24 protein-coding genes are annotated in these 25,955 nt (G+C 42.1%); 15 read left to right on the top strand and 9 right to left on the bottom strand.

The genetic code is table 11. The features are described from left to right. Positions 1 to 245 precede the first annotated feature (245 nt). From gyrA to dnaA, 7 genes are all read right to left on the bottom strand, one after another. Positions 246 to 2,717, bottom strand: a complete 2,472-nt coding sequence (gene gyrA, locus LNN34_RS21320; protein ID WP_044160296.1) for a DNA gyrase subunit A — start codon at positions 2,715 to 2,717, stop codon at positions 246 to 248. Positions 2,718 to 2,928: 211 nt separating this feature from the next. After that, positions 2,929 to 4,845, bottom strand: a complete 1,917-nt coding sequence (gene gyrB, locus LNN34_RS21315) for a DNA topoisomerase (ATP-hydrolyzing) subunit B (protein WP_024123584.1) — start codon at positions 4,843 to 4,845, stop codon at positions 2,929 to 2,931. A gap of 55 nt (positions 4,846 to 4,900) precedes the next feature. Next, complete coding sequence (gene remB, locus LNN34_RS21310) at positions 4,901 to 5,146, bottom strand: extracellular matrix regulator RemB (RefSeq protein WP_024123583.1); 246 nt, start codon at positions 5,144 to 5,146, stop codon at positions 4,901 to 4,903. A gap of 17 nt (positions 5,147 to 5,163) precedes the next feature. Then, positions 5,164 to 6,276 carry a DNA replication/repair protein RecF gene (recF, locus tag LNN34_RS21305; RefSeq protein WP_024123582.1) on the bottom strand — a complete coding sequence of 371 codons (1,113 nt, stop codon included), beginning with the start codon at positions 6,274 to 6,276 and terminating at the stop codon, positions 5,164 to 5,166. Between the two features lie 15 nt (positions 6,277 to 6,291). Further along, the gene (gene rlbA / locus LNN34_RS21300) at positions 6,292 to 6,507 is read right to left on the bottom strand and encodes a ribosome maturation protein RlbA (protein ID WP_003219264.1); all 216 of its coding nucleotides are present in this window, start codon (positions 6,505 to 6,507) and stop codon (positions 6,292 to 6,294) included. 131 nt (positions 6,508 to 6,638) lie between these two features. Beyond that, entirely contained in the window at positions 6,639 to 7,775 is a 1,137-nt protein-coding gene (dnaN, locus tag LNN34_RS21295; protein WP_010332674.1) for a DNA polymerase III subunit beta, read from the bottom strand. A 190-nt stretch (positions 7,776 to 7,965) separates the two neighbouring features. Further along, positions 7,966 to 9,306, bottom strand: a complete 1,341-nt coding sequence (gene dnaA / locus LNN34_RS21290) for a chromosomal replication initiator protein DnaA (RefSeq protein ID WP_003242674.1) — start codon at positions 9,304 to 9,306, stop codon at positions 7,966 to 7,968. Between the two features lie 630 nt (positions 9,307 to 9,936). Between dnaA and rpmH the strand changes: the two genes are divergently transcribed. The 8 genes from rpmH (at position 9,937) to noc (ending at position 17,430) form a co-directional block, all read left to right on the top strand. Continuing rightward, complete coding sequence (gene rpmH, locus LNN34_RS21285; protein ID WP_003178075.1) at positions 9,937 to 10,071, top strand: 50S ribosomal protein L34; 135 nt, start codon at positions 9,937 to 9,939, stop codon at positions 10,069 to 10,071. Between the two features lie 147 nt (positions 10,072 to 10,218). Next, positions 10,219 to 10,572 (top strand): ribonuclease P protein component, encoded by a 354-nt coding sequence (gene rnpA / locus LNN34_RS21280; RefSeq protein WP_010332672.1) that lies wholly within the window; start codon positions 10,219 to 10,221, stop codon positions 10,570 to 10,572. A 141-nt stretch (positions 10,573 to 10,713) separates the two neighbouring features. Continuing rightward, positions 10,714 to 11,499, top strand: a complete 786-nt coding sequence (gene spoIIIJ / locus LNN34_RS21275) for a YidC family membrane integrase SpoIIIJ (protein ID WP_081638392.1) — start codon at positions 10,714 to 10,716, stop codon at positions 11,497 to 11,499. Next, a complete protein-coding gene (gene jag / locus LNN34_RS21270; protein WP_229044555.1) occupies positions 11,496 to 12,122 on the top strand; it encodes an RNA-binding cell elongation regulator Jag/EloR in 627 nt (208 codons plus the stop codon). The genes spoIIIJ and jag overlap by 4 nt, the downstream gene beginning before the upstream one ends. A gap of 315 nt (positions 12,123 to 12,437) precedes the next feature. Then, complete coding sequence (gene mnmE, locus LNN34_RS21265) at positions 12,438 to 13,817, top strand: tRNA uridine-5-carboxymethylaminomethyl(34) synthesis GTPase MnmE (RefSeq protein ID WP_024123577.1); 1,380 nt, start codon at positions 12,438 to 12,440, stop codon at positions 13,815 to 13,817. Positions 13,818 to 13,837: 20 nt separating this feature from the next. Then, positions 13,838 to 15,724: a tRNA uridine-5-carboxymethylaminomethyl(34) synthesis enzyme MnmG gene (gene mnmG / locus LNN34_RS21260; protein ID WP_024123576.1), complete on the top strand. Its 1,887-nt coding sequence runs from the start codon at positions 13,838 to 13,840 to the stop codon at positions 15,722 to 15,724. Positions 15,725 to 15,737: 13 nt separating this feature from the next. Further along, positions 15,738 to 16,457: a 16S rRNA (guanine(527)-N(7))-methyltransferase RsmG gene (rsmG, locus tag LNN34_RS21255; protein WP_024123575.1), complete on the top strand. Its 720-nt coding sequence runs from the start codon at positions 15,738 to 15,740 to the stop codon at positions 16,455 to 16,457. A 121-nt stretch (positions 16,458 to 16,578) separates the two neighbouring features. Continuing rightward, positions 16,579 to 17,430, top strand: coding sequence for a nucleoid occlusion protein (gene noc / locus LNN34_RS21250; RefSeq protein WP_003219249.1), 852 nt, complete (start codon positions 16,579 to 16,581; stop codon positions 17,428 to 17,430). A 43-nt stretch (positions 17,431 to 17,473) separates the two neighbouring features. Here the strand turns inward: noc and LNN34_RS21245 are convergent, their stop codons facing one another. Then, the gene (locus LNN34_RS21245; protein ID WP_059353194.1) at positions 17,474 to 17,914 is read right to left on the bottom strand and encodes a PH domain-containing protein; all 441 of its coding nucleotides are present in this window, start codon (positions 17,912 to 17,914) and stop codon (positions 17,474 to 17,476) included. A gap of 248 nt (positions 17,915 to 18,162) precedes the next feature. On the opposite strand from LNN34_RS21245, the gene soj reads away from it, so the two are divergent. Together soj and spo0J are read left to right on the top strand one after the other, a co-directional pair. Beyond that, positions 18,163 to 18,924, top strand: a complete 762-nt coding sequence (gene soj / locus LNN34_RS21240) for a sporulation initiation inhibitor protein Soj (RefSeq protein WP_010332665.1) — start codon at positions 18,163 to 18,165, stop codon at positions 18,922 to 18,924. Beyond that, positions 18,917 to 19,765: a stage 0 sporulation protein Spo0J gene (spo0J, locus tag LNN34_RS21235; RefSeq protein WP_044160288.1), complete on the top strand. Its 849-nt coding sequence runs from the start codon at positions 18,917 to 18,919 to the stop codon at positions 19,763 to 19,765. The genes soj and spo0J overlap by 8 nt, the downstream gene beginning before the upstream one ends. 38 nt (positions 19,766 to 19,803) lie before the next feature. On the opposite strand, the gene yyaC is transcribed toward spo0J, so the two are convergent. Beyond that, positions 19,804 to 20,421 (bottom strand): spore protease YyaC, encoded by a 618-nt coding sequence (gene yyaC / locus LNN34_RS21230; protein ID WP_044160286.1) that lies wholly within the window; start codon positions 20,419 to 20,421, stop codon positions 19,804 to 19,806. A 507-nt stretch (positions 20,422 to 20,928) separates the two neighbouring features. On the opposite strand from yyaC, the gene LNN34_RS21225 reads away from it, so the two are divergent. The 5 genes from LNN34_RS21225 (at position 20,929) to rpsF (ending at position 25,924) form a co-directional block, all read left to right on the top strand. Beyond that, complete coding sequence (locus LNN34_RS21225; RefSeq protein ID WP_099043907.1) at positions 20,929 to 21,945, top strand: hypothetical protein; 1,017 nt, start codon at positions 20,929 to 20,931, stop codon at positions 21,943 to 21,945. A 93-nt stretch (positions 21,946 to 22,038) separates the two neighbouring features. Beyond that, complete coding sequence (locus LNN34_RS21220) at positions 22,039 to 22,245, top strand: DUF951 domain-containing protein (RefSeq protein WP_044160282.1); 207 nt, start codon at positions 22,039 to 22,041, stop codon at positions 22,243 to 22,245. A 50-nt stretch (positions 22,246 to 22,295) separates the two neighbouring features. Further along, entirely contained in the window at positions 22,296 to 24,299 is a 2,004-nt protein-coding gene (locus tag LNN34_RS21215) for a molybdopterin-dependent oxidoreductase (RefSeq protein WP_229044553.1), read from the top strand. A 126-nt stretch (positions 24,300 to 24,425) separates the two neighbouring features. Beyond that, on the top strand, positions 24,426 to 25,526 hold the full coding sequence (gene ychF / locus LNN34_RS21210) for a redox-regulated ATPase YchF (protein WP_229044551.1): 1,101 nt from the start codon (positions 24,426 to 24,428) through the stop codon (positions 25,524 to 25,526). Between the two features lie 110 nt (positions 25,527 to 25,636). Further along, positions 25,637 to 25,924 carry a 30S ribosomal protein S6 gene (gene rpsF, locus LNN34_RS21205; protein WP_010332658.1) on the top strand — a complete coding sequence of 96 codons (288 nt, stop codon included), beginning with the start codon at positions 25,637 to 25,639 and terminating at the stop codon, positions 25,922 to 25,924. Positions 25,925 to 25,955 lie beyond the last annotated feature (31 nt).

Here is a 25,955-nt window from a genome sequence, read left to right as displayed (position 1 = left end):
TAAAACTTGAATTAACAGGTACGTTTTGTCTTGTTTAGTTTTCAAAGAACTTTGTGCGCCTCTCTCGAAGCGACTACTTAATAGTAACATTTTTAGTTAACTAGGTCAACACTTTTTTTAAAAATGTTTTTATCTAGTAATGTCTATGTCTTTTAAAAGACAACAGAAATGATTATACCATAAATCTTCTCGTTGTAAAGAGTTTTTGATATAAAAAAGCGCAGCTGGTATGGCTGCGCTTTTTCTTAACTTTCTTCTGTCTCTTCTTGCTCATTTTCTTCATTATCATCGTTTTTCTCAACTAATGCGACTGTGGCCACATGCTCTTGTTCCGCCATTCTGATGAGACGTACACCTTGAGTTACGCGTCCGGTAGTTGAGATATCATTGATATCCATTCTGATCAGTACACCGCTGGCAGTAATAATCATCAGATCCTCTTCACCTTTGGTAGCTTTCACCGCTACTAAATGGCCGTTGTTCTCCGTGATTTTACATGTTTTCAGTCCTTTTCCGCCTCGGCTTTGAGTTCTGTATTCTTCAGCCGGAGTTCGTTTGCCGTAACCTTTCTCGGTCACGATAAGGACATCAGATTCTTCCTCTAATATTTCCATGCCGACGACAATATCGTCGTCAGTAAGGGTGATGCCTTTTACGCCTGCCGCTGTTCTTCCCATTTCCCTAACATCTGTTTCAGAGAAACGAATCAGCAGGCCGTTTTTCGTTCCGATGATGATTTGTTTTGTGCCGTCAGTAAGCCGGACACCCATTAATTCATCATCTTCACGCAGGCTCAGCGCAATTAAGCCGTTGTTACGGATATTAGCAAACTGAGACAGTGAAGTGCGTTTTGAAACCCCATGTTTTGTTGTGAAGAAGAGATAGAGATCTTCTTCGAATGCAGTGACTGGGATTATTGCGTTAATCCATTCACCTTTTTCTACCTCCAACAGATTGATAATCGGGATTCCCTTAGCAGTTCTACCGTATTCAGGAATTTCATACCCTTTTGAACGATACACTTTCCCTTTGTTGGAGAAGAAGAGAATCGTGTCATGTGTTGAAGTAGAAATCAGATGTTCAACGAAATCATCTTCGTTTGTCCCCATTCCCTGAACGCCTTTTCCTCCGCGCTTTTGACTGCGGTAAGTCGAAGCAGGCAGACGTTTGATATATCCGTTATGCGTCAGAGTGACAACGATGTTTTCTCTTTCGATGAGATCTTCATCTTCAATTGTTTCAAGGCCGGCAGTAACAATCTCAGTGCGTCTTACATCGTTGAAACGCTCTTTAATTTCTGTGAGCTCTTCACGGATGATCTCAAGCACTTTTTCTTCATTGGCCAAGATTTCTTTAAGCTCTGCAATTAATTTAATAAGGGATTGGTATTCTTCTTCAATCTTTTCTCGTTCCAACCCTGTTAAACGCTGGAGCCTCATGTCTAGAATAGCTTGGGCTTGTTTTTCGGTCAGCGAGAATTGTTCAATTAACCCTGTTCTCGCAATTTCAGCCGTTTGAGAGTTGCGGATAAGGGAAATAACTGCATCAAGATGATCAAGAGCAATCCTTAACCCTTCCAAGATATGCGCTCTCGCCTCCGCTTTACGCAATTCATAAGCAGTACGGCGTCTGATAACGACTTTTTGGTGATCTAGATAATGCACGAGGCATTGCTTTAAATTTAATACTTTCGGCTCACCGTCAACCAGCGCCAGCATGTTAATCCCGAAGGAAGTTTGCAGGGCCGTTTGTTTGTAAAGATTGTTCAGGATAACATGCGCATTGGCATCTCGTCTGATTTCAATGACAATCCGCATACCGTTACGGTCAGATTCATCACGCAAATCAGTTATTCCTTCAATTTTCTTATCTCTGACAAGATCAGCAATCTTCTCAATTAGACGCGCTTTATTCACCTGATATGGGAGTTCTGTTACTAAAATTCTTTCTTTCCCTGACGAAGTTTCTTCAATTTCTGCTTTTGCCCGAATCGTAATAGAACCTCTTCCGGATTCATATGCCTTGCGAATTCCGCTTCTGCCTAAAATTTGTCCGGCAGTCGGGAAATCCGGTCCAGGAATGAATTCCATCAGCTCTTGGATTGTTATGTCCTTGTTCTCGCTTACGGCAAGCACTCCGTCAATAATTTCTCCAAGCTGGTGCGGCGGTATATTTGTAGCCATTCCGACTGCAATACCAGCTGCTCCATTTACAAGCAGGTTCGGGAATCTTGACGGCATGACAACAGGTTCTCTCTCTGAACCATCATAGTTATCTTGATAATCAATCGTGTCTTTTGTAATGTCTCGCAGAATTTCCATGGCGATCTTAGACATTCTGGCTTCGGTGTACCGCATCGCAGCGGCTGAGTCTCCGTCTACAGAACCAAAGTTTCCATGACCGTCCACCAGCATATAACGGTAGTTGAAATCCTGCGCCATTCTGACCATAGATTCATATACCGCTGAATCACCGTGAGGGTGGTATTTCCCGATAACTTCTCCGACGATACGAGCCGATTTTTTATACGGCTTGTCACTCGTCATGCCTAAATCATTCATCGCGTATAAAATCCGTCTGTGAACCGGTTTTAAACCGTCACGCACATCCGGCAGTGCCCGGGATACGATAACGCTCATCGCATAATCCAAAAAGGACGTGCGCATTTCCTGACTGATATTTATTTCACGAACTTTTGGTGTGTTTTGTTCACTCATTAAAAAACCTCCCTGAAGTATCACATGAAATTATGTGGGAGTAGATTGTCCATTATGATCTTCAATACGATTTCACTATTCTCCATTATATCAATAAACTTATACTTATACACATTAAATTACTAGAATATATAGGCTTCACAAGAATTCCTGCGTCCTGTCCCGTTCAGAAAAAAGCCTTATTTCTTATTGGAAATAAGGCTTTGTATTATTAGATATCGAGATTTTTTACGTATCTCGCATTTGCTTCTATGAAATTTCTGCGCGGTTCTACTTTGTCTCCCATCAGCATTTCGAACGTTTCATCCGCATCCATTGCATCCTCTAGAGTCACCTGCAGAAGCGTTCTTGAGCCCGGGTCCATAGTTGTCTCCCAAAGCTGGGTGGCATTCATTTCACCGAGACCTTTGTAACGCTGCAATCCAGGCTTAGGCGTTTGAGGAAGAGTTTGCAACAACTCCTCAAGCTGCTTGTCATTGTATGCATATTCAACACGTTTACCCTGCTGGACTTTGTAGAGCGGCGGCTGTGCGATGTACACGTAGCCATTTTCGATAATCTGACGCATATATCTGTAAAAGAACGTCAACAGCAATGTTCTGATGTGCGCGCCGTCAACGTCGGCATCTGTCATAATGACGACTTTGTGATAACGGGCTTTTTCCAAGTTGAAATCTTCCCCGATACCTGTGCCGAGTGCAGTAATCATAGAGCGAACTTCGTTGTTAGAAAGAATTTTATCAAGCCTTGCTTTTTCAACGTTTAGGATTTTACCTCTTAGCGGCAAAATGGCTTGGAAATGCCTGTCACGTCCCTGTTTTGCAGATCCTCCGGCAGAGTCACCCTCTACGATATATAACTCGGAGATGCTCGGGTCTTTCGAAGAGCAGTCCGCTAATTTACCAGGAAGGTTTGAAATCTCCAAAGCGCTTTTGCGGCGCGTTAATTCACGCGCTTTTTTCGCAGCCATTCTTGCTCTTGCTGCCATTAAACCTTTGTCAACGATTTTTTTGGCCGCATCTGGATTTTCCAGCATAAATGTTTCCAACGCCGCAGAAAATAACGTATCTGTGATCGTCCGCGCCTCTGAGTTGCCTAGTTTTGTTTTCGTTTGGCCTTCGAACTGCGGATCCGGGTGTTTGATCGAGATTATCGCGGTAAGCCCTTCTCTCACATCATCTCCGCTTAAGTTTGGATCATTTTCTTTTATGAGTCCTTTTTTTCTGGCGTAATCATTGATGACACGAGTCAGCCCCGTTTTAAAACCGGCTTCGTGGGTACCGCCTTCGTACGTGTTGATATTGTTTGTAAATGAGTAAATATTGCTTGTGTAGCTGTCATTGTATTGCAGAGCGACTTCAACCGTAATGCCGTCCTTTTCGCCTTCAATATAAATCGGCTCTTCATGGACAACTTCTTTGGAGCGGTTTAAATACTCTACATAGCTTTTAATTCCGCCTTCGTAATGATACTCATTTTTGCGCTCTTGGCCTTCACGTTTATCTTCAATCGTGATGTTTACGCCTTTTGTCAAAAAGGCTAGTTCGCGAACACGGTTAGCAAGCAAATCATATTCATACTCAGTTGTTTCCGTGAAGATTTCAGGATCTGGAACAAAGTGTGTAGTGGTTCCTGTATGATCCGTTTCGCCAATAACCTCAAGATCAGAAACCGGGACACCGCGGTTATAGACTTGGCGATGGATTTTTCCGTCACGGTGAACAGTCACATCAAGCTCTGTTGATAACGCGTTAACGACCGAGGCACCTACACCGTGCAAGCCTCCGGACACTTTATATCCGCTTCCGTCAAATTTTCCGCCGGCGTGAAGCACAGTCATAATGACTTCAACCGCAGGACGACCCATTTTCTCATGAATACCGACTGGAATCCCGCGGCCATTATCAATTACCGTGATGCTGTTGTCTTTTTCAATTTGAATATTGATATCTGTACAATAACCGGCCAGGGCTTCGTCAATACTATTGTCGACAATTTCCCATACCAGATGGTGAAGGCCTTTACTGTTGGTTGAACCGATGTACATCCCCGGTCTTTTACGAACAGCTTCCAATCCTTCTAGTACCTGTATCTGATTTTCATCATAACTATTTTGCTGCTGTTCCATAGCCACGTTATTCACCTACACTTTTCTTAAACAATATATTCGTTATAAAAAATCACTAAGAATCTATTTCAACCATAAATTGCGCACGTTTTTTTAATGTGCTGGAAGATAAGGGAGAGTAATATATATTCTGAACCGTGACTACGATAGATTTGGGTGTGCCGTTTACGGAAGGCACCAGCTTGTGTTTCTGTTTTTCCAGAAATTCTTCAACAATTGGCGACATGTTGGCTTTAAAATCAAAAATGCCAATAATATCGCGTGTTGAAACCACAAAATCATCACCTAAATGAATATACAATTGCCCACCTCATTTCTTCACTTCACTAACGTACCGTTTTGCACACGGAACATTCCTGCTTGCCGTAAGGTTTCGTGATCAATGCCATCAACGCTTGTCGTTGTGACAAACGTTTGTACACGGCCCTGGATGGTATGAAGCAAGTGCGATTGGCGATAATCATCCAGCTCACTCAGCACATCATCCAATAGTAAAATGGGATATTCTCCGATTTCTTCATGGATCAGGTCAATCTCAGCCAGCTTAAGGGATAATGCCGTCGTCCGCTGCTGTCCTTGAGACCCATACGTCTGCACATCGCGTCCGTTCACATAGAAAAGAACATCATCCCGATGAGGTCCAGACAGCGTGACGCCGCGCTCGATTTCTTTTTCTCTTAATTTAGAAAACGCTTCTTGATAGCTATCTCCTATTTTCGACAAGTCTTCAGGATCTGATACCTCAAGCGCCGTATGGTACTTCAGCGTCAATTCCTCAAGCCCTCTTGAGATGCCCGAATGGATAGGCTGCGCCCATTTTTCGAGCTGTGCCGTGAACTGCAGACGTTTTACGACGACTTTTGCGGCAACTTCAATAAGCTGATCAGTCAGAACATCAAGCATTGTTCTGTCAGTTTGTTTTCTTGTTTGCAGCTGTTTCAAAAAATGATTTCGCTGGGAAAGAATCTTCTGGTAAAGAGAAAGGTCATACAGGTAGACAGGAGAAACTTGGCCGATTTCCATGTCAAGAAATCTCCGTCTCACTTGAGGGCTTCCCTTTACAAGGTTTAAATCTTCCGGCGCAAACATGATGGTGTTGAGGGCGCCGACATACTGGCTGAGCTTTTGCTGTTCGATATGATTGACCTTGCCCTTTTTACCCTTTTTGGAGATGACGAGCTGCATCGGTATCGCTCCGTTTTGCTTCATCACTCTTCCCTCTATTTTAGCATAGTCTTTGTCCCACCGGATAAGTTCTTTGTCATTTGAAGTCCGATGCGATTTTGCCATGGACAAGACATAGATCGCTTCCATGAGGTTTGTTTTCCCCTGAGCATTTTCTCCAATGATCACATTTACTTTATTTTCAAATTGAAGCTCAGCATGTTCATAGTTGCGGTAAGATGTCAGTTCTAAGTTCTGGATATACAATCAGTGTCACCCGCTTTAATTGACGACTTGAAATGAACCAAATCCTTCAATCTCTACCACATCTCCAACATACAGCTTTCTGCCGCGGCGATTGTCCGGCTCATTGTTCACAAGCACTTCATGCTCGCTCAAAAACCACTTTGCCATGCCGCCTGACTGAATCACATCGGCTAATTTCAGAAATTGCCCGAGTGTAATCATCTCTGTATCAATAGAAATCGGATTTGCCATTATATCGACCTCTTTCAAATATCACTAATATCTAATTGTACTAAAAAAAAACGAATTAGGGAAAGGGAAAACTTGACGGAGCAGATTACGAATAGAAAAGCTGCCGAGCAGGTCGGCAGCCGTATATCGGATTAATAGGTTCTGACAGGGAGGATAAGCTGTACGATTGTTTCATCATTCGGCGTGCGAATTAAGAAAGGTCTCATAGCTCCTGTAAAGCTTACACGTATCTCTGCTCCTTCAAGCACCTTTAATGCATCCAGCATATATTTTGGACTAAATGAGATATTTAATTCCTCACCCTCGATTTGATCTGCAAGAACCGCTTCCACCACTTTTCCGATTTCAGGTGAATTAGAAGAAATCTCAATTGATTCAGCAGGTTTTGCAGAAAGCTTCACCACGTTATTGCGTCCTTCTCTGGCTAATAGAGATGCACGATCAATCGCCTGAAGGAATTCTTTTGTGTTCACAATGATTTCTGTCTTGCTCTCTTGCGGAATAAGGCTGGTTGTATCCGGATAATTTCCATCCAGCAGGCGTGAGAAGAACAAGACGTTTTTTGCTTTAAACAGAACCTGGGTTTCTGTAATGACGATATCTACAAGTTCTTGGTTGTCATCCAAAATCTTGCTGAGTTCAGTTAAGCTCTTACCCGGAATCACGACGTTATAGGATCTGTCTTCTGAAATATCAAGTTTCGCTTTTCTTAAAGCTAAACGGTGGCTATCCGTTGCAGTGCATAATAATTCACTTTTCTCCACTTTCCAGTTTACACCTGTCAAGATAGGACGTGTTTCTGAGGTGGACACCGCGAACACTGTTTGTCTAATTAGGTTTTTTAATAAATCCGTAGGGATCTGAATCGCATGATGCTCTTCAATCTGCGGCAAGTGCGGATACTCATCAGCATCAAGCCCATTTAGGTTAAATTCGGCTTTTCCAGAGCGGATAATCGTCAGATATTGATTTTGCACTTCGATTTCTACAGCTGCCATCGGGAGTTTTTTTACAATCTCACTAAAGAAGCGGGCTTGTAATACAATGCTGCCTGGCTGTTCAATCGTAACGATTTCTTTATCTCCTTCTTCTTTTGGAATAAAAGACTCGATGGAAATATCTGAATCGCTTCCAGTAAAAGATACCCCTTCATCTGAGGCAACGATCTTAATACCGGTCAAAATCGGAATTGTAGTTCTGGATGAAACTGCTTTTAATACATCTTGGACACTTTCAACAAGACGATCTTTTTGAATCGTAAATTTCATTTTTATCCTCCTAACGGATAATGTTTAATATATATATTTTTTAAAAAAAGTAGTAGAAGTAATAGTAGGGCTTGTGGATTTGTGGATAAGTTGTGAAAAAGACAGGAAACACAGCCTATCCACATGTGGACAGACTGTGCATGACTTTAGAAAAATTATTCACACTTCTCCCGATTTATCCCCGGCCCTATTATTTAAGCTGTTCCTTAATTTCTTTTACATGCTGCTGAAGCTGTTCATCATCTGCCAGCAGTTTTGAAATTTTTTCATGCGCATGAATAACGGTTGTATGGTCACGTCCTCCGAATTCCTCTCCGATTTTAGGGAGAGAGGAGTCGGTCATTTCTCTCGATAAGTACATAGCGATTTGACGCGGGAATGCTACCGATTTTGTCCGTTTTTTTGCTTTGAAATCCTCAAGCTTAATATTGAATTGCTGGCCTACTACTCTCTGAATTTCTTTTATTGTAATCACTTTCGGTTTTGAGGAAGGAATAATATCTTTCAATGCCTCAGCGGCCAGATCGGCATTAATATCTTTATTAATTAAAGATGAATAAGCAACGACCCTGATTAACGCCCCTTCCAGCTCCCGAATGTTGCTGTCGATTTGATTTGCGATATAAAGCATAACCTCGTTCGGAATATCCAAGCCTTCCGCTTTAGCTTTTTTTCTTAAAATCGCAATTCTCGTTTCTAAATCAGGAGGCGTGATATCTGTAATCAGGCCCCATTCAAAGCGTGAACGCAATCTGTCTTCAAGTGTCGGAATTTCTTTAGGCGGTCTATCACTTGAAATGACGATTTGTTTGCTTTCTTCGTGCAGCGTGTTAAAAGTATGGAAAAATTCTTCTTGCGTTTGTTCTTTCCCGGCTAAAAATTGAATATCATCTATCAAAAGCACATCAACATTTCGGTAGCGATTGCGGAAATCAACTGCTTTATTATCCCGAATAGAGTTGATGAACTCGTTAGTAAATTTCTCAGAAGACAGATAAACCACTTTGGCAGAAGGATTATGATCTATTACATAATGGCCGATCGCATGCATTAAGTGTGTTTTCCCTAAGCCAACTCCCCCATAGATAAATAAAGGGTTGTATGCTTTTGCAGGTGCTTCCGCTACTGCCAGGGAAGCTGCGTGAGCGAATCGGTTTCCAGATCCGATGACAAAAGTATCAAATGTATATTTTGGGTTGAGCATATTTTGAGGAAAATCAGATGTATCTTCTTTTACCGCTTTTTTGACTTGCGGTTTTGGCATAAAGTCTTCGACATCTTGATTTTGAGGAATGACAAACTTAATGCTCAATTCTTCCCCGGTTAATTCATATATAGTATCTGCAATGAGATGCAAGTATCTGGACTCCAGCCAGTCTCTGGCAAATTCATTAGGAGCGGTAATTGTCAATGTATCTCCTTGCAGTGAGTGGGCTTTCGTTGATTTCATCCAAGTCTCGAAACTCGGTTTGCTCAATTTTTTTTCGATTTGAGCAAGGGCTTGGTTCCACAGGTCTAATATATTTTCCATCTTCCGGCACGTCCCTCCTTTTCTAAGAAAATAACGTCTTTTTCTGTTATAGAACACAAAAAAAGAGCAAATGGCGGTAACCATTCGTACACATTAAATGTTGAAAACATATAATATAGTAGATAAATAGCTTTTCGACAAATTTCACAACTTGTGGACAACTTTCTACACATGCTGTGTGAAATCAATCCACAAGTTATCCACAGTTTGTGGATAATGAGTGAAAGCAAGATTAGTAATCAAGAGTTAAAACACAAATATAATACCAAATTAAACGAGAGCTTGCAATGGTTGTCATAATCTTATCCACAAAGCGGACAACCTGTTGAAAAAAATTTGTCCACAGGGGTTGGCGGTGTGAAAATGTTGTCGATAACCTTTGTGGATATTGAAAAAAGGGAAAAAAGATATCCACATCACGTATTTTCAGCTCAGAATGTTATTTGAATCAGGACTTTTTTTCGTTAATTTCAGGAATCTGAAAAATAAGGTTTCGAAAGTCGAGAAGGTATGGTATCCTATTATGGTTGCAAGAAATAAAAGCACTAGTTAAGTTGACAATGAATAGGTAACGCAAATATAATAAGTAAGACTGTCTTTAACAGCTATTCCTCGAGGGAGGTGTCATAAATGAAAAGAACATTCCAACCGAATAACCGTAAACGCAGTAAAGTTCATGGCTTCAGAAGCCGTATGAGTTCAAAAAACGGTCGTCTAGTTTTAGCACGCCGTCGCCGCAAAGGCAGAAAAGTATTATCAGCTTAGGCCACTGAATAATGTCAGTGGTCTTTTTTCACTTTAAGGGAAAAGATATATGTGATGTGTATGAGCAGGGGGATCTCCCTGTCTCTGCGCATCTCATTTTCAAATAAAATTAAAAGTTTCTGCCAGCCAGTATCGGAGTGAGTCAATTTGAAGAAGCGAAATCGTTTAAAGAAAAATGAAGATTTTCAAAAAGTGTTCAAGCATGGCACATCAGTAGCGAATCGCCAGTTTGTCTTATATACGCTTGATCAGCCTGAAAACGATGAGCTGCGCGTTGGTCTTTCCGTCAGCAAAAAAATTGGCAATGCAGTAATGCGGAATCGGATAAAACGTTTGATCCGGCAAGCTTTTCTAGAAGAGAGAGACAGGCTGAAGGAAAAGGATTATATTATTATTGCCAGAAAACCAGCAAGTCAGCTGACATTTGAGGAAACGAAAAAAAGTTTGCAGCATTTATTCAGGAAGGCCTCATTATATAAGAAAACTTCGTCAAAAAAGTAGATGCCACTGCTTTCTTAAAACTTTTAAAAGCGCTTCCTTTCTGGTTGATCAGAAAAAGACACCATTTAAAACTGAAAGATGCTAAAATACATACAAGTATGTTTTGTAATAAGAGAGTGTAAAGAATGATTATAGGAGGAAATGTTGTTGAAAAGGAGAATATGGTTGCTATTAAGTATGGTCGGCGTATTCATGCTATTGGCTGGATGCTCGAGTGTCAAAGAGCCGATCACTGCAGATAGTCCGCATTTTTGGGACAAGTACGTAGTATTCCCATTGTCTGAGCTCATTACGTATGTTGCGAAATTGACGGGAGACAACTATGGACTGTCAATTATTATTGTTACAATTTTAATCCGTTTATTAATTTTGCCGCTGATGATCAAGCAGCTGAGAAGCTCGAAAGCGATGCAGGCTTTACAGCCGGAAATGCAAAAGCTTAAAGAAAAATACAGCTCAAAGGATCAAAAAACGCAGCAAAAACTTCAGCAGGAAACAATGGCTTTATTTCAAAAGCATGGCGTCAACCCATTGGCAGGGTGTTTCCCGATTTTAATTCAAATGCCGATTTTAATCGGATTCTATCATGCGATTATGAGAACACAGGCAATTTCAGAGCACAGTTTCTTATGGTTTGACTTAGGAGAAAAAGATCCTTTCTATATTCTTCCGATTGTTGCCGGTGTTGCCACTTTCGTACAGCAAAAATTAATGATGGCGGGCAATGCGCAGCAAAATCCGCAAATGGCAATGATGCTTTGGATTATGCCGATTATGATCATTGTGTTTGCGATCAACTTCCCGGCGGCGCTTTCTCTTTATTGGGTAGTCGGTAACTTGTTTATGATTGCGCAAACTTTCCTCATTAAAGGGCCTGATATTAAAAAAGATCCTCAGCCGCAAAAAGCCGGAGGAAAGAAAAAGTGAGGAATGTGACTGCTGCAGGGCGAAATGTCGATGAAGCAGTACAGTCCGGATTACGAGAACTGCAATTAACGATAGATGAAGTTGAAATTACCGTTATTGAAGAGGGAAACAAAGGTTTTCTCGGTATATTCGGCAAAAAGTCGGCAATCGTGAAGCTGGCTGAAAAATTTGATCCAATTCAGGAAACAAAGATGTATCTTGAAAGAATTGCCGAATCCATTGCCGGAAAGTCTGATGTGACTGTAAAAGAAAGCAAAAAGGCAGTGAGTTTCCATATAACGGGTGAAAAAGCGGCATTGTTAATTGGAAAAAGAGGACAAACCTTAAATGCACTTCAAACTTTGACCCAGCTTGTCCTTAATCGTTATTCAGATCAGTATTTAAATGTGACGGTAGATGCAGAAAACTACCGTTTGAAAAGGAAAGAGACGCTGAGTCAGCTGGCTGTGAGACTGGCAGACCAGGTTTTGAAAACGAAAAAAGATGTTCATTTAGAACCGATGCCGTCCAGTGAAAGAAAAATCATTCATGATGCTCTTTCCAGATATGCAAATCAGCAGATCGAAACGTATTCAATGGGTGAAGGCGAAAATCGCCACCTCGTTATTTCCCAGAAAAGATAACATAAAACCGAAGTCCGGTAAAAATCGGAGCTTCGGTTTTTTTGTATAGAAAAATCTATTTTTCCTTGTAATATCAAGCTTTTTCCGTTTAAGTTTTTCCTTTTTAGGTGTATCCTGTTGATAAAAAGGAAGTTCAGGAAATAAAATTAATTGTTATTCACATGTGGATAAGTTAAAGTAATAAGGGATGAATTTCTAAGTCTGTGGATAACACATCTTCCACTTCGAACCAAACTATGTTATCTTTTAGTTTTGGCATAATAAAATATTTTTTTATATAGATGAATGAGAGTATAGAAAAGAGAGGTGAACAACATGGATACAATTGCTGCCATTTCTACACCGATGGGAGAGGGTGCGATTGCTATTGTGCGGCTGAGCGGACCGGAAGCCATCCAGATCGCCGACAGAATGTATAAAGGGCCGAAAGGGAAAACGATCAGTTCGGTCGAATCACACACGATTCATTACGGCCATATTGTAGACAAACGTACGGATCGGGTCGTGGAGGAAGTAATGGTATCGGTGTTAAAAGCACCGAGAACATTTACACGTGAAGATGTTATAGAAATAAACTGCCACGGGGGAATTGTGACAGTAAACCAAGTGCTCCAGCTCGCCTTAAGAGAGGGAGCGAGACTGGCGGAGCCTGGTGAATTCACGAAACGCGCGTTTTTAAATGGGCGAATCGACCTTTCACAGGCGGAAGCGGTGATGGACTTAATCAGAGCGAAAACGGATCGGGCAATGAACGTCGCTATGAATCAAATGGAAGGGCGTCTCTCTGCTTTGGTGCGCCGTTTGCGCGATGATATTTTAGAAACGCTGGCCCATGTTGAGGTAAATATAGATTATCCGGAGTATGATGATGTAGAAGAAATGACACATCAGCTTTTAGTTGAAAAGGCAAGCTCCGTTAAAAAAGAAATTGAGGCGCTGCTTAGAACGTCTGAGCAGGGCAAAATTTTGCGGGAAGGTCTTTCTACTGTCATTATCGGCCGTCCGAATGTCGGAAAGTCTTCTCTTCTTAACAGCCTGGTTCATGAGGCAAAAGCTATTGTTACCGATATTCCGGGTACGACACGGGATGTGATTGAGGAATACGTGAATGTAAGAGGTGTTCCGCTTCGTCTTGTTGATACTGCGGGTATTCGTGAAACAGAGGATATAGTTGAACGAATAGGTGTTGAACGCTCTCGTCAGGTTCTGAAGGAAGCAGACCTGATTTTACTTGTGCTTAATTATAGTGAAGAGCTTTCTGAAGAAGACGTGAAGCTTTTTGAAGCCGTTGAGGGAATGGACGTCATCGTCATTATGAATAAGACTGACCTCGAGGCGAAAATTGACATAGAACGTGTACGCGAGCTGGCCAATGGACGTCCTGTTGTAACGACATCTCTTCTAAAAGAAGAAGGCGTTAATGATTTGGAGGAAGCGATTCAATCGCTGTTCTATACAGGTGCTATTGAAAGCGGAGATTTAACGTATGTCAGCAATACACGCCATATTTCAATTTTACAGGAAGCAAAACGCGCCATTGAAGACGCGCTTAGCGGCATTGAACAGGATGTCCCGATCGACATGGTGCAGATTGATCTTACAAGATGCTGGGAGCTTCTGGGCGAAATCATTGGAGACGCTGTCCATGAAAGCTTAATTGATCAGCTCTTTTCACAGTTCTGTTTAGGAAAATAAATAAAGGAGGAACTAGAATCATGGGGTATGAAGCAGGCCAATACGATGTGATAGTGATTGGCGCCGGGCATGCCGGTGTTGAGGCTGCCCTCGCATCAGCACGTCAAGGCGCCAAAACGCTTGTCTTGACCATCAACTTAGATATGGTTGCGTTTATGCCATGTAATCCGTCTGTCGGCGGCCCTGCAAAAGGGATTGTCGTCCGCGAAATTGATGCGCTTGGCGGAGAAATGGGCAGAAATATTGATAAAACGCATATTCAAATGAGAATGCTGAATACAGGAAAAGGTCCTGCTGTCCGTGCGCTGCGTGCGCAAGCAGATAAATTCCAATATCAGCATGAAATGAAAAATACGCTTGAAAAAGAACCAAACTTAACGCTGCTGCAAGGAATTGTAGAGCGTCTGATCATTGAAGACGGCGAGTGCCGCGGTGTCATTACACAAACCGGTGCGAATTACCGCGCGAAAGCAGTTGTTATGACGACAGGAACATATTTGAGAGGACGTATCATTCTCGGTGATCTTTCTTACTCAAGCGGTCCGAACAACCAGCAGCCTTCTATTAAGCTTTCTGAGCATTTGGAAGAACTGGGCTTCGACCTTGTTCGTTTTAAAACAGGTACGCCGCCTCGCGTCAAAAGCGACACGATTGATTACAGCAAAACGGAAATTCAGCCTGGTGACGAAGTGCCTCGCGCTTTCTCATATGAAACGGTTGAATATATCACAGATCAGCTTCCTTGCTGGCTGACATATACGAGCCCTGAGACACATGAAATTATTGACAGCAACCTGCACCGTTCACCGATGTATTCCGGTATGATCAAAGGTACAGGTCCGAGATACTGCCCGTCAATTGAAGATAAAGTTGTTCGTTTTAATGATAAACCGCGTCATCAAATTTTCCTTGAGCCAGAAGGCAGAAATACGCAGGAAGTTTATGTTCAAGGTTTGTCTACTAGTCTTCCAGAGGACGTGCAGCAAAGAATGCTTGCAACGATTCCGGGTCTGGAAAACGTTCAAATGATGAGAGCCGGCTATGCGATTGAGTACGATGCGATTGTACCGACTCAGCTATGGCCGACGCTTGAAACGAAGAAAATTACCAATCTCTACACTGCCGGCCAAATTAACGGAACATCCGGTTATGAAGAAGCTGCAGGACAAGGGATTATGGCGGGAATCAATGCAGGACGAAAAGCGCTTGGAAAAGAAGAAGTGATTCTAAGCCGTTCTGACGCCTACATTGGTGTTCTCATTGATGACCTTGTGACGAAAGGGACAAATGAGCCATACCGTCTTTTAACATCTCGCGCTGAATACAGATTGCTTCTTCGTCATGACAATGCAGATCTGCGTCTGACAGAAATCGGCCACCGCATTGGATTGATTTCTGATGAACGATTTGCGGCTTTTGAGAAGAAAAAAGCGGCGATCGAAGCGGAGAAAAAACGTCTGCATTCTGTGATTATCAAGCCGTCTCCAGAAAATCAAGAATATATCCGTTCTCTTGGCGGAAGCGAATTGAAAGATGGGGTACGCGGCACAGACTTGATGAAACGTCCTGAAATGAACTATGAAACTGTTACAAAACTGGCGCCGCCAGAAGTGCCGGTTCCGCAAGAAGTGGCAGAACAAGTAGAAATTCAAGTGAAATATGAAGGGTATATTGAAAAATCCCTTCAGCAAGTGGAAAAACTGAAGAAGATGGAAAACAAAAAAATCCCTGATCGAATTGATTATGACGCAATTAAGGGGATTGCAACCGAGGCTCGTCAAAAGCTGAAAAACGTACGGCCTTTGTCTGTTGCCCAAGCTTCCCGTATTTCCGGTGTGAACCCGGCAGACATTTCAATTCTATTGGTATATTTAGAGCAGGGCCGCATTGCGAAGATAGCCGAGTAGAAAGGATGACGGCATGAATATTGAAGAATTCACTTCTGGACTGGCGGAAAAAGGGATCTCCCTTTCTCCTCGTCAGCTGGAGCAATTTGAGCTGTATTACGATATGCTGGTTGAGTGGAATGAAAAAATCAATCTGACTTCGATTACAGAGAAAAAAGAAGTGTATCTGAAGCATTTTTATGATTCCATTACAGCTGCATTTTATGTCGACTTCAATCAGATGAATACGATTTGTGATGTCGGAGCGGGAGCGGGTTTTCCGAGTCTGCCGATTAAAATATGTTTTCCGCATCTTCATGTCACAATCGTAGATTCACTAAACAAACGAATAACGTTTTTAGAAAAGCTGTCTGAAGCTTTACAATTGGAGAATACGACATTTTGCCATGACAGAGCTGAAACATTCGGACAACGGAAGGACGTAAGGGAAAGCTATGATATCGTGACAGCGCGAGCGGTTGCGAGACTCTCTGTTTTAAGTGAGCTTTGCCTGCCTCTGGTTAAGAAAAACGGTTTATTTGTTGCTTTAAAAGCCGCATCTGCTGAAGAAGAATTAAATGCGGGGAAAAAAGCAATCACAACGCTTGGAGGAGAACTTGAGAATACCCATTCCTTTAAGCTGCCTATTGAAGAAAGCGATCGTAATATTATGGTGATACGCAAGATCAAAAATACACCTAAGAAGTATCCAAGAAAACCGGGAACTCCTAATAAATCGCCAATTGAAGGGTAATTTAGACAGCCTGATATGACAATACCATCATATTTTCTTCAAAATTAATGACGGTACAGCAGGAAAAACCATGAGAAAATAGAATTATAAAAATGGCAGTTTTTAAAGGTGGTGTAGGTACATGAAGCATTCATTCTCTCGTTTCTTCGGGCTTGGTGAGAAGGAACAGGAACCGGAGATTGCTGAACATGAGACAAACAAAGAAGAGATTCTGGAAATACCGGTAAATGCTATCGTTCCCAACCGTTTTCAGCCACGCACCATTTTCTCAGATGAAAAAATCAAAGAGTTAGCAATGACCATTCATACACACGGCATTATTCAGCCGATTGTTGTCAGGCATACAGAAGAAGAAGGCCAATACGAACTCATTGCAGGTGAAAGACGCTGGAGAGCGGTGCAATCGCTCGAGTGGGAAAAGATTCCGGCCATTATTAAGGATTTTTCCGACACGGAAACCGCTTCTGTGGCGTTAATTGAAAATTTGCAACGTGAGGAATTGTCTTCGATTGAGGAAGCGCATGCCTACGCAAGGCTCCTTGAGCTTCATGATTTAACACAGGAAGCACTGGCGCAGCGTTTAGGAAAAGGGCAGTCAACGATTGCGAATAAACTGCGGCTATTAAAGCTGCCTCAGCCGGTTCAAGACGCAATCATGGAGAAGAAAATCACAGAGCGTCATGCCAGAGCGCTGATTCCCCTGAAACAGCCTGAGCTCCAAGTCACACTGCTCACAGAGATAATTGAGAAAAGCTTAAATGTAAAGCAGACAGAAGACCGCGTGGTTAAAATGCTGGAGCAAGGCCAGAGAAAACCAAAGCCTAGACGCAAAGCGTTCAGCAGGGATACTAGAATTGCAATGAACACGATTCGTCAGTCACTGTCAATGGTTGAAGACAGCGGCGTAAAATTGAATACGGAAGAAGAGGAATTTGAAGAATATATTCAATTGACGATTCGCATACCAAAATAAAAGCTCTCCTGCTGTTCAGGAGAGCTTTTTCGCTAAAAGGGAATTAATTACTTTTAGTTACGATTGTTATATTAGAATTCTTTTCTTTGAGCTTGTGGATAAATTCTTCCGTGTCTTTTGGAGAAATGACTGCATGTCCCCAGCCTCCCCGATAATAAATCGTAATCGCATGCCGTGAGCCAATAAGCCGAAAACCTGACCACAGCTTCTTTTGCTGTATCACTTTGTCGATTTTTTCGTAAGGAATTTGATGTTTGATCAATCCGGCTTTAATGATCAAACGGTGCTCCTTCAATACATATTTCAGATCAATGAAACTCCAAATGATGAGCACGTTTAAAAGAGTCAGCAGAACAAAAATGATCCAGCCGGATATCCTCATATGTCCCAGCACAAAAGGAACTATGGCATCTGCTTGTATCAGTAATATGAGAAACACAATCATAAGAGTAACGGGTGCATCTCTTTTTGTTTTGTAAACCATATGATCACCGTCCTGTTTGTACTTTCTGCATTGTAACTTCTTCTTTTTTTCTATTAGAAATCCCTTTTTTAAGTCAAAAAAACATATCAGTTTAAGAATTTATAAGAGAAAGCCATAAAGCGCCGATTAAATTTTCAAATATTCCCTTCTGATAAAAAACAAAATGATGAAAAAAGTGAAACGCTTTAATCTTTTTTTGATAAAATAGAAACATGACAGTACATGTTCATGTGAAAGTAGGTGACATCGTGGGAAAAATCATAGCAATTACGAACCAAAAAGGCGGAGTCGGAAAAACAACGACGTCTGTCAACCTTGGAGCATGCTTAGCTTACATAGGGAAAAGGGTTCTGCTGGTAGATATTGATCCGCAGGGGAATGCAACGAGCGGATTGGGGATTGAAAAAGCCGATGTAGATCAGTGTGTGTACGATATTTTAGTAGATGATGCAGATGTAATAGATATTATTAAAGCGACTTCAGTAGAGAATTTGGATGTGATTCCTGCGACGATACAGCTTGCAGGAGCTGAGATCGAGCTGGTTCCGACAATTTCAAGAGAAGTGAGACTTAAGAGAGCGCTTGAAGCAGTGAAGCAGAATTATGATTATATAATTATTGATTGTCCTCCGTCATTGGGATTGCTGACAATTAATGCGTTGACTGCTTCAGATTCAGTTGTCATTCCTGTACAGTGCGAATACTATGCCTTGGAGGGACTGAGCCAATTATTAAATACCGTACGTCTTGTGCAAAAGCATTTGAATACTGATTTAATGATTGAAGGCGTATTGCTGACGATGCTTGATGCCCGGACAAATCTTGGCATTCAAGTGATTGAAGAGGTAAAAAAATACTTTAGAGATAAAGTATATCAGACTGTTATTCCGCGTAATGTCCGTCTGAGTGAGGCACCGAGTCACGGTAAACCCATCATTTTATACGATCCGCGGTCAAGAGGTGCGGAAGTATATTTAGATTTAGCAAAGGAAGTGGCTGCGAATGGCTAAAGGCCTTGGAAAAGGGATTAATGCGTTGTTTAATCAGGTTGATTTGTCTGAAGAGACAGTTGAGGAAATCAAAGTTACCGATTTACGCCCTAATCCTTATCAGCCAAGAAAACACTTTGACGACGAAGCTCTGGCTGAGCTCAAAGAATCTGTGCTGCAGCATGGCATTCTCCAGCCGCTTATCGTCAGAAAATCTTTAAAAGGCTATGATATCGTTGCGGGTGAACGGCGCTTTCGGGCGGCAAAGCTTGCAGGTTTAGAAACAGTTCCAGCGATTGTCCGTGAATTATCAGAGGCGTTAATGAGAGAAATTGCTTTACTGGAAAACCTTCAGCGTGAGGATTTATCACCGCTGGAAGAGGCTCAGGCTTATGACTCTTTGCTCAAACACTTAGATGTCACGCAAGAGCAGCTTGCAAAACGTCTCGGAAAAAGCAGACCGCATATTGCCAACCATTTAAGATTGCTGACATTGCCTGAGAACATTCAGCAGCTGATTGCGGAAGGCACGCTCTCTATGGGGCATGGCCGCACACTTCTTGGTTTGAAAAATAAAAACAAGCTTGAACCGCTTGTGCAAAAAGTGATTGCAGAACAGCTTAACGTTCGCCAGCTTGAGCAGCTGATTCAGCAATTAAATCAGAATGTTCCACGTGAAACAAAGAAAAAAGAGCCTGTGAAAGATGCGATTATCAAAGAACGGGAATCGTATCTCCAAAATTATTTTGGTACAACAGTAAATATTAAGAGACAAAAGAAAAAAGGCAAAATCGAAATTGAGTTTTTCTCCAACGAGGATCTTGAACGGATCTTAGAGCTTTTATCAGAACGAGAATCGTAATGAAAGAAAACCATCTCTATTGAAGATGGTTTTTTGTTTTATAATCGTCCTGTGAGTCTTTGCAGCGGACTAAGCCGTTCCTGCCGCCACTCTGTTCGATCTGTTAAACTCAGTCCTTCAGCAAGAACATTTGCCATATTCATGACCAAGTGAAGTCTTGTATTTTGTAAAACAAAGTACTCCATGAAACCGCTCACATTTACAATTCCATTCACATGGAGATCTCCTACCTCAGGAAGATCCTTCTGTACACCGGCACCAGGCTTTAGTGGGCCATCTCCGATCTGGAATGAACCTACGCTTTTTACACGCCCTAAGCAAGCATCCACTGCTACAATAAATGGGTTTTTATGTAATTTGTGAATTTCCATCAATTTGTCCTTCATGTTTACAGCATGCACAGGATCAGACAGAGTGCCGTAGACGTGGAACCTGGTGAGCTGCATCTGTTTGAGTTTCATTCCTACGAGCGGGCCTAATGAGTCACCAGTTGAACGGTCTGTTCCGATACAAACCACAACAATCGGTCTGCCGGCAGCTTTACGTAAGGATGAAGAAAGAATCGTTTGTATTTGTTTTGCTGCAGCTGTATCTGTATGTGAAACATATTGCTTTACTCGTTCCTGAGAAGAAAAAAGCCCGCCTTTTCGATTCATAGGTTTCACTTCCTTGTTAGGTATCGGAATTGCTAGGGATGTGTTTTTTTGGTATGTAAGGTTGTTTACATTATATCCAGCAGTTAGGTTTTTTATGCTTTGTGTCTGTTTAATGATTTTGGATACAAAGAGGAGAAGATAGAGGTTATTTACAAGTATTGTGCCGCAGCGCTTCAGGTGAAGCAAGATACGGTCTGCTGTTTTGGTAAAAGGAATCATTAATATGCGGAACGCCTAATGAAGATTACGATAAGATTGGAATAACTGAATGATTGAAAATGATATCTTGGTGAAGAAGCGTATAAAGGAATGGTAAAGAAAGCGGAGGATGGGATTCTATGTTTTGACTGTCTGTTTAGGCAGTCTTTTTTTATGTGTATTTTGTATGGTATTTTCACATTCAACCATTATTTTTTGTTTTCCTATGAAAATAGGCATTTTTGTTATTAGTGCTCTATATAGTAACAATAACGGAAACAAGCTGAACTCTGTACTTATGAGGTGATAATGTTGTGGAGAGCCGGAATGAGGTGGATGCTGCTTATATTAGGCAGCCTGATCGGCGCCGGATATGCAAGCGGTCAGGAGATATGGCAGTTTTTTGGCGCAGAAAGCGGACTGGCTATTGTGCTGTTTACAGTGATGTTCATTTTCTCGTCTTATATTGTGATGAAAATCAGTTTTAAGGTTCAATCCACTCACTTTCTTCCGGTTCTTGAACATTTAATGGGGCCGTGGCTGGCGAAAATTTATGATATTCTCATTGTCTTTTATTTATTTTCTACAACCATGGTGATGATCGCCGGAGGCGGAGTGACGCTGCAAATGTACAAGCTCCCTTTTTGGTGGGGAATTGCGCTGCTTTGCATCGTGACGGTGTTTTTGTTTTTCTGGGATGTGAAAGGGATTTTATCTGTGAATGGCATTTTAATTCCTGTTTTAGTTGCCGGGCTGATGTATGCGTTATTTTCATTTCAGAGCACTCATCACCATACGTGGACGATAGATTTGAGCCGGCAGTATAACTGGCCTGCCAGCATTACGTTTACTTCTTTAAATATTCTTTCGGTTGTCGCGATTTTATCGTCTGTCGGGAAAGAAATGAAAGGGCTGGGGGAAGCTAAAATCGCCAGTGTGGCCAGCGGTCTTATTTTTGGCGTGATCTCTTTTGTTTATAATGAAACGTTGGTAGAGCTGGCTGGTTCCCTTTCTCAATTTGAAATTCCGCTATTTGCCATTCTGGAGGGTGCCCCTTATCTTCTTTTTTTATGTATGACTGCGGTGCTGTGCCTTGCGATATATACGACGACGGTGGCTGGTTTATTTGGATTGTCCAGCCGGCTGATGGCATTTCTTCACATGCCGAGATGGATGATCGTATTGATTCTGTTAGTGTTGATGGTGCCTTTTACTTCTTTCGGTTTTTCCGATTTAATCGCTTTTTTATATCCTATTTATGGAATGCTGAATCTTTATCTATTAGTTTGTTTGCTGTTATACCCTATTTTAAGTAAATGGAAATAAGAGGATTCCTTTCTTTTTGGGTATGATGATTGCTCTAATGATCAGTTTTTTTGTACAATAGATTCAGCAGTTTATGAAGAGAGGTGAAGGGTCTTGGCGGATAAAGACTTTGGCCTGAAAGATATTGTAGAAATGAAGAAACCGCACCCATGCGGAGTAAACAGATGGAAAATTATACGTATGGGAATGGATATTCGGATTAAGTGTGAGGGTTGCTCTCACAGCGTGATGATTCCGAGAAAAGAATTTGAAAGAAAAGTAAAAAAAGTACTGGTCAAGCATGAGGAGCCTACTTCATAAAAAGGCTGACACTCATGCTTTTTCATATAGAAGGTAAGGAGAAGACGGCGATGAGCAAAGTGCATCAGTCAGCATGCCCTCTGAATTGTTGGGACAGCTGCGGTTTTGTGGTGACTGTTGATGACGGAAAGGTAACAAAAGTGGACGGAGATCCAAACCACCCGATTACGGAAGGGAAAATCTGCGGCCGCGGCAGAATGCTAGAAACGAAAACAAATTCGCCTGATCGGCTTCGCTATCCGATGAAAAAACAAAATGGCGAGTTTGTGCGGATTTCCTGGGAGCAGGCTCTTGATGAAATTGCCGATAAACTTGGGGATATTAAGGAGACGTCAGAAACAACAGCAGTTTTGCACAGCCATGATTATGCCAATAACGGTTTGTTAAAAGCGCTAGATCAGCGTTTTTTTAATGCATATGGCGGTGTGACTGAGATTGTCGGAAGCATTTGCTGGGGCTCGGGTATAGAGGCGCAAAGCTGGGATTTCGGCCGTTCGTATGGGCACGGGCCGCTTGATATTTACAACAGCAAACACGTCGTTGTGTGGGGCAGAAATGTATCAAGGACAAATATGCACCTTTATCACCATTTGCAGCAGGTAAAGAAAAAGGGCGCAACGCTGACGGTGATTGATCCGATTTTTAATCCGACTGCAAAACTGGCTGACCGTTATATTTCTGTAAAGCCGGGAATGGATGGCTGGCTTGCCGCGGCTGTTTTGAAGGTTCTGATCGAGACGGGAAGAACGGATGAGGATTTTATTTCTCAGCATTCTGTCGGGTTTGATGATGTAAAAGAGCTTTTGAGCACGGTTTCTCTCGAGGAGTTTACTGCGAAAACAGAAACTACGATGGAAGAGCTGGAGTTTCTTGCAGGTCTGTATTCGGATGGTCCAGTGTCTACTTTTATGGGGCTTGGTATGCAGCGGTACAAAAATGGCGGCGGGACGATTCGCTGGATTGATGCGCTTGTTGCGGCAAGCGGAAACGTTGGGATTAAAGGCGGCGGCGCAAATTTTGGCAATGTCCAGATTGGTGAAAGCTTTGCAAAAACGAAGCTGACGCTGCCAGAATTAAATACGGAATCACGTTCTTTTTCAATGATGACACAGGCTGAAGAGGTTTTAACCGCTGATGATCCTGCGATCGAGATGATTATCGTGACATGCGGGAACCCGCTGACTCAGGTGCCGAATACCAATAAAGTAAGACAGGCGTTTGAAAAGGTTCCGGTGACAGTAGCGATTGATTCCATCATGACCGATACGGCAAAGCTGTGCGACTATGTTTTGCCGACTGCCACTGTTTTTGAAGAAGAGGATATTTATTATTCCAGTATGTACCATCATTATGTTCAGTATGGGAAGAAGCTGGTGGAACCGCAGGGTGAAGCGAAGTCAGACAGATGGATATGGTCAGAGCTTGCAAAGCGCCTTGGATTTGGAGAGCTTTTTAAACACAGTACTGAAGAACTTTTGGAGATGGGGCTTTCTTCATTGGAGGCAGACGGTGTAACGCTTGAGCACTTGAAAGAAAAAGGCCACCTCCCGCTTCCGGTTAAACAGGTGCCGTGGGATGACTTTACGTTTCTGACGCCAAGCGGAAAATTTGAATTTACCTCGTCTTTAGCTGAAGAAAAAGGATTTAGCGGTGCACTTCAATTGGAAGTGCCTGAGGAGTCTGTTTACCATAACGAAGAACTTGCCGAAAAATACCCTTACACGCTTTTGTCCATTCATCCGCAGCGCTCTAATCATTCACAGCATGTTCCGTTCATCGAGAAGCTTCAGCACATACAGGTTGATATTTCTTCAGATATAGCGGCTGAGCAGAATCTTCAGGATGGAGACGAGGTTGTCATTTTCAATGATCGGGGCCGTTTGAATGGTAAAGTTAAAGTGATGAAACAGGCTCATCCGAAGACGATAAATATAGATGAAGGCATGTGGGCGGCTTTTGGCGGCTCCGTTAATACGCTGACAAATGATACAAATTCTGATAATGGAATGGGAAGTACGCTTTTTGACTGTTTAGTGGGCTTGAAAAAAGCATAATGAGAGGGTTCAGCAGGCTGAAAATGCTTTTTTGTCAGCTTGTCTTTTCCAGTGAACCTCCTTATAATTGCTCTAGGTTCAAAATACGTTAATGCAATGACGGTTTTATATAGAGGAGATGAAAGAATGGCTTTAACAGCTGGAATTGTCGGTTTGCCGAACGTCGGGAAATCAACATTATTTAACGCAATTACACAGGCCGGTGCCGAATCAGCCAACTACCCGTTCTGTACAATTGATCCGAACGTGGGAATTGTAGAAGTACCGGACGATCGTCTGCGAAAGCTGACTGAGCTGGTCAAACCGAAGAAGACTGTGCCGACTGCTTTTGAATTCACTGATATTGCAGGAATCGTAAAAGGCGCGTCTAAAGGAGAAGGTCTCGGTAACAAATTCCTTTCTCATATTCGCCAGGTTGACGCGATCTGCCACGTTGTCCGTGCTTTTTCTGATGATAATATTACACACGTTTCCGGTAAAGTTGATCCGATTGATGATATCGAAACGATCAATCTTGAGCTAATTCTCGCTGATATGGAAACAGTTGAAAAGCGGATTACACGTGTCAGCAAGCTTGCAAAGCAAAAAGATAAAGAGGCTGTGTTTGAGTTTGACATTTTGTCTAAACTGAAAGAAGCGTTTGAAAATGAAAAGCCTGCTCGTTCTGTTGAGTTTACTGAAGAGCAGCAAAAGCTTGTAAAGCAGCTTCATTTGCTGACTTCAAAGCCTATTTTGTATGTTGCGAATGTAAGTGAAGAGGAAGTGGCTGATCCGTCTGGCAATGAATATGTAGCGAAGATTCGTAAATACGCTGCCGGCGAAAACGCAGAAGTCATCGTTGTTTGTGCGAAGATTGAATCTGAAATTGCTGAGCTTGAAGGCGATGAAAAGCAAATGTTCCTTGAAGAGCTGGGAATTGAAGAGTCAGGTCTTGATCAGCTGATTAAAGCATCTTACTCTCTGCTTGGGCTGGCAACATATTTCACAGCCGGTGAGCAGGAAGTCAGAGCTTGGACATTCAAAAAAGGCATGAAGGCCCCAGAATGCGCTGGAATTATTCATAGTGACTTTGAACGCGGCTTCATTCGCGCTGAAACGGTTGCTTATGATGATCTTCTTGCGGGCGGCGGCATGGCAGGAGCGAAGGAAGCCGGAAAAGTCCGTCTTGAAGGAAAAGACTACGTGGTAAAAGACGGAGATGTTATTCATTTCCGATTTAATGTATAGGATGCAGTTGTAAAGGGACAAGAGCTTTGGTATAATATAAAATTGTGAGTAATAGAATTATTGCTCCTTGCCCATTACGGGCCGCTTAGTCCAAAAGGAGGTGCAAACAGATGAGAAAGTACGAAGTTATGTACATTATCCGCCCAAACATTGACGATGAGTCTAAAAAAGCAGTTATCGAGCGTTTCAGCAACGTTCTGACTTCTAACGGTGCGGAGATCACTGGAACAAAGGATTGGGGTAAACGTCGTCTAGCTTACGAAATCAACGATTTCCGCGACGGTTTCTACCAAATCGTAAATGTTCAAGCTGATGCTGCGGCAGTTCAAGAATTTGACCGTCTAGCTAAGATCAGTGACGATATCATTCGCCACATTGTTGTTAAAGAAGAAGAATAAGCAATTTTGAAATATATAATGGTAAAAGGTG

The organism is Bacillus sp. AF23 (genome assembly GCF_020861455.1).
Lineage (GTDB): Bacteria > Bacillota > Bacilli > Bacillales > Bacillaceae > Bacillus > Bacillus halotolerans.
The sequence above is the reverse complement of the archived record's forward strand: the minus strand, read 5'-3'. Positions and strand labels throughout refer to the sequence as shown.